General features: G+C 33.5%; 4 protein-coding genes. All 4 read right to left on the bottom strand.

Annotated features, from left to right (window positions below):
* Nucleotides 1-407: DUF5416 family protein (locus F3G69_RS09295; protein WP_188115336.1), on the bottom strand; the 407-nt coding region annotated here is incomplete at its 3' end.
* Nucleotides 407-1,873, bottom strand: a complete 1,467-nt coding sequence (locus tag F3G69_RS05270; protein WP_021090674.1) for an HlyD family type I secretion periplasmic adaptor subunit — start codon at nucleotides 1,871-1,873, stop codon at nucleotides 407-409. The genes F3G69_RS09295 and F3G69_RS05270, both read right to left, overlap by 1 nt.
* A 2-nt stretch (nucleotides 1,874-1,875) precedes the next feature.
* Nucleotides 1,876-4,014 carry a type I secretion system permease/ATPase gene (locus tag F3G69_RS05265; RefSeq protein ID WP_149714620.1) on the bottom strand — a complete coding sequence of 713 codons (2,139 nt, stop codon included), beginning with the start codon at nucleotides 4,012-4,014 and terminating at the stop codon, nucleotides 1,876-1,878.
* 3 nt (nucleotides 4,015-4,017) lie between these two features.
* On the bottom strand, nucleotides 4,018-5,417 hold a 1,400-nt coding region (locus F3G69_RS05260), incomplete at its 5' end, for a bifunctional diguanylate cyclase/phosphodiesterase (protein ID WP_223155880.1).

The raw sequence follows: 5,417 nt of genomic DNA, 5'->3' as shown, positions 1-5,417 counted from the left end.
ATTGATGAGAAAAATTTAGTAACTACAGAAGGTTTTTCTTCTAAAAAAATGGTCGTTTCAAAAAAATCTTGTGATATAGCATATTTATAAGGGGTATTTAAATTTAAAATTCCAGGATCAAAGTCAAATTTATCCAAACTCTGGTCAAAGCCTTTTATTAAAATTTTAATGCTTCTTACTAGATTATCTTGAATTTTTATATTTTCAAATAGTTTTATATGTCTACTAGCAACATCTACTAATTGTAAAAATTCTATTTCACAATCACTAAATTTAAATCGTTCAATTTCATCATTAACTATATCGCAGCAATGATTATCTTTTATGAGGTAGAAATTTTGTAAATTTTGAAATTTTTCAATCTCATATTCACCAAATTTCTTATCATAAAAAGCGATCTTGCCCATTACCTCTCCGTTAAGGCATTTTGTTTCGCCTTTAAAATAGGCTTTAATAAATAATCAAGTATTGTCTTTTTACCGGTAATGATATCAGCTGAAACTATCATACCAACTTTTATCCTAAGTGGCTTTTCTTCGCTACCAAGATAATTTTTCTCAGTTTCTATCCTGACCAAATAATAGCTCTCGCCAGTTTTTTCATTAGTCTCCGTATCGGCACTAATCTGCGTTACTTTACCTTTTAAACCACCGTAAATACTAAAATCATAAGCCGTAAATTTAACCATCGTATCAAGTCCAGGTCTCAAAAACGCAACATCAGCTGGTTTTACTTTTACTTCAGCAACCAATTTATCCTCAAGAGGAACGATCTCGGCAATATTTTCACCAGGCTTGATAACTCCTGATACGGTATGAACCATCATTTTGCTGACAATACCATTTACTGGAGATCTTACATATGTTCTTTCCACTCTATCGCTTAGGCTGATTTGTGATTCATTTATCCTTGCGATCTCTGCTGAAACCTCATTTAGCTCTTTTTTTGCATTATTTTTAAATGCCAGCTTTGCCTCTTCTATCTTATTTTTTGCCTCTTTTATGGTCGATTCGACCCTTGGCACAGCAAGCACAGATGCGTCAAGCTCGCCTTTTAGGTCATTTACGCGTCTTTGAAGCTGGATATACTCGACCTCGCTAACAAGACCTTTTTTAAAGATAGGCTCCATGATAGCTTTTTCTTTTAAAACAAGGTTGTAGCTATTTTGAGTTTGAGAAATTTTATTTCTAAGCTCATTTAGCTCACTTTGGCGTTGATGGATCTGCTCTGTTAGAATTCCTATTTGCTCATTTAAGTGATCAATATTTGAATTATGCAAACTTAGCTCATATCTTATGGCCTTGCTATTGTTTGCATCTCTAGCTTCATCATAGTCAAATTCCTTATCATTCGCCTCAGCATCAAGTCTCATAAATTTTGCTTGAAGTTCGTCAAGTCTTAGCTTTGACTCACCATAACTACTCGTAAAATTTTTATTATCTAGCCTTATTAGAATTTGATCTTTCTTGACTTCGTCACCCTCTTTTACAAAAATTTGATCGACTATACCACCTTCGAGATTTTGTATCGCTTGGTTTTTTCCAGACGGGATGATCTTACCACTACCTCTTGTGATCTCATCTATTTGTGCCCAAGAGGCCCAAACAAGAAGCCAAAACATAGTTATAGCAACCGTATAGAGTATCTTTTTAGATGTAGATGGGGCCTTAGCCAAAACAGCCTCAGAAAGACTTGACATAAATTTCAAATCATAAGCATCATAATTTTTTGTTTGAAGATTCGACTTTATATCATCTACACTATTTAAAATTTTATTACTAGCTTCCTCTTGTTCTTTTATATTATTTTCAGAAATTAATCTTTTTTCAGTTTTTGGATTTTCATTTTGTTTATTCTTGATATCTTCTTGCATGATCACTTCCCACTAAGTCTTGCTAAAACTTCATCTCTTGGTCCGTCCAATAAAATTTTGCCATTGTCCATAACTATAAGTCTATCAACAAGATCTAGCATCGACGTCCTATGTGTAACAAGCAGCATCGTTTTATTTGCTGTATTTGTCTTTAAATTTACTTTTAACTTATTTTCAACTGTATTATCAAGAGAATTTGTTGGCTCATCAAGCAAAATAATAGGACTATCTAGTAAAAATGCCCTAGCCACAGCTATGCTTTGACGCTGCCCACCACTTATGCCATCGCCTCTTTCAAAAACTGGCATGTCAAATCCAAGCGGATGAGCATTTACATATTCATCAACTCCGCTTACTTTAGCTGCTTTTATAATCTGAATATCATCAACATACGGTGCTTTTTGAACGATATTTTCTCTAACCGTTCCTTTAAAAAGCACAACATCTTGCGGAACATAGCCGATATTTCGCCTAAGATCGGCTGGATCGATTTGATTAATATCAATACCATCGATTAGCACTGAGCCTTCAGTTGGTGAGTAAAGTCCCAAAATGAGCTTTTGTAAAGTAGTTTTTCCAGAGCCATTTTTGCCTATAATGCCAACTTTTTCACCTGGTTGAATAACAAAATTTATCCTATCAAGCGAACCTTTTGTGGTATCTGGATATGTAAAGCTTACATTCTTAAACTCAATCTTTCCATCAAAAGAATTTCTTCTAACAAATTTTTTACCTTCTGGCCTTTCAACAGGCATTTGCATAATCTTACTAAGACTTTGATATGCTGTTTTTGTCTGCTCAAAATTTGCAGCAAGTGAAGCAACCTGTCCCATAGGAGCGATAGCACGAGAGCTAAGCATAACCGCGGCGATAAGACCACCCATTGTAAGATGCGTATCTTGTATCATATAGACGCCAAGAACGATGATGGCAATAGTATTTAATTGCACTAAAAAAGATGTAACAGTCGTTATCGAAGTTGTGATAATTTTTGATTTAATGCTTCTATTTGCTATCTCTCCGGTTGCCTCTTCCCAGTTCCACTGTATATGGCCACTAGCGCCAAGAGTTTTGATAGTCTCAAGACTACTAAGGCTCTCTATTAAAATTCCATTTTTTATAGCCGAAGCCTCAAATGTACTTTTAATAGCATTTTGAAGTGGATCTTTTATAAAAAATGTATAACATAAAATAGCTATCATAATAACAATTGGTACGAGTACGATATAACTTCCTATAAAATAAGTAACTATCAAGAAAATGATCGCAAATGGAAGATCCACAATAGCTGCCAATGAGGCTGATGAGAAGAAATTTCTAACCGTATCAAACTCTTTTAGATTACTAGCAAATGAACCAACAGATTTTGGTTTATTGCTAAATTTCATATCCATAACGCGCTCAAATAAAATAGAACTCATTATGATGTCACTCTTTTTGCCAGCAATCTCAAGAAAATATGATCTTACAAATTTTAAGAAAAGATCTATGCCATAAACTACACTTACGCCAAGCGCCAAGACCCAAAGTGTCTCAACCGCATTATTTGGCACGACACGGTCATATACATTCATCGTAAAAAGCGGACTAGCAAGAACAAATAAATTTATAATAAAACTTGCAAGAACAACATCAAAATAAATCTTTTTTGAACGTTTTAGAGTTCCCCAAAACCAGTGGTCATTTCCAGCATCAATTAGCTTTGTTGAGCTAGTATCCTCTGGAACAAACTCACGCTTTAAATAGTATGCATAGCCTAAATATTCTTCTTTTAATTTACTTATTTCTATCGTGCTAGTACCAGTTGAAAGTTCTGGTGTTATGATATTTGCTGTCTTTTTATCTTTACTAAAAGATTGCAAGATGCAAGCTTTTTTGCCTCTAAGCATTAAAATGCAAGGTAAAACTAAAGGAGAGATTTGTTCGAGATCTTTTCTTACAAGGGTAGAAGCAAAACCAGCACGAGAAGCAGCACGAGAAAATAAAGACCTTGAGCTTTTAAGTGAAAAAAGCTCAATCTCATCGCCATCTTTTACTGGCAAGCCAATAGTTAAAGCATCGGCACTGTATGGATTATTATGAAGCTTGGTAAAAATAACCAAACATTGAAGCAGCTCATCTTTTATCTTATCACTATGCATCTATCATCCAATGTTCTTGATTTCATCTATATAAATTCCTTGCATATTTTTAATGCCAAGATCGATTAACTTTTTCTTCTGCTCTTCGCCTTCAACACCTATTGCGATCAAAATAATGTCTTTTGAGCTTAAAACAACATCAAGTGATTGTTTTGTGTTTACTCCTGACTTATCACTTAAGAAGTCAATCAAGACATTTGACTGAATTTTTACATAATCAGGGTTAAATTCTTTTAGTTTCTCGATACCTTTTGCGTTAAGCTCAAAGTGGTCAAAACCAAATCCAAAGCCAAGTTCTTTTAATTTTTTAGTAAGCTTAACTATACTTTCTATGCTAATATCGTCTTTATTTGGAATTTCTATATAGTTTTTATATTTCGAAATCTGACTTATCTTTTTAAGTGTAGCTTCAAGTTTTGAAAAATTTTCATCTGAATTTAATATCTCTTTTCCCAAATTTATGGCTAAATTGCCACTTGGCAGGATATTCTCCGGTAAAATTCTGGCTACCCTATTTAAGATATGAAGATCAAGCATCGCACCTAAATTTAGCTCATTGACCATCGGCATAAAATATGAGGCCATACGCCATACGCCATCTTTATCAACAAGCCTCAAATAAAGCTCATACTGTTCAAAATTTGAATTAAGATCAATCACCTTTTGAGCTGCGAATTTAAATTCATCTTCTTTTATTGAGTCAAAAATAAGCTCTTTATACTTCTCTTTACCAATCACTAAAGTATTTTGATTTTCATTAAATACCTTATATGTAAAGCTACCAGCAAGTCTTGAGCTAGCCAATGTAACGTCAGCTGAAGTAAGAAGTGTCTTAATATCAGAATTTGGTGAATACTCAACTATCGCAGCATTTACTGGATACTCGCTATCATTTAGTGCAAAATTTGCATAAAGCTTTTTAAATTCGTTCATAATTTCATCACATAGAGCCAAGAAATTTGATGAATTTCTACCATACGAAAGTACGATGAAATCATTATCGTTGAGCCTTGCAACAATCGCATTTTTATCATTATGGATTGATTTTTCTTGTAAAATTTGAGCTATTTTCATTACAACGCTTTGCCATTTTTCAAAGCCAAGCGTACTTTTTAAATTTATTAGATCTTTAAAACTAACAAGTAAAGCAACACCACTTGAATATTCTTCACTTGCTAGATACTCACTAAATTTAGTTTGAAAAAATCTTCTGTTATTAGCACCACTCATTGTATCTTTATATAAAAGTTCTTGATACTTACTAAGTGTGGCTGCCTCTCTCTCAAAAATGTCTTTTACCTTGCTAACCATAGAGTTCATAGCTAGAACCATTTTTTTAAGATCAGCTGTAAATGGAATTCTTTTCTGAATAATAAATTTATTATCAAGTATGGCCTCAGCCT

Source organism: Campylobacter concisus, from assembly GCF_902460625.1.
GTDB lineage: Bacteria > Campylobacterota > Campylobacteria > Campylobacterales > Campylobacteraceae > Campylobacter_A > Campylobacter_A concisus_AD.
The sequence above is the reverse complement of the archived record's forward strand: the minus strand, read 5'-3'. Positions and strand labels throughout refer to the sequence as shown.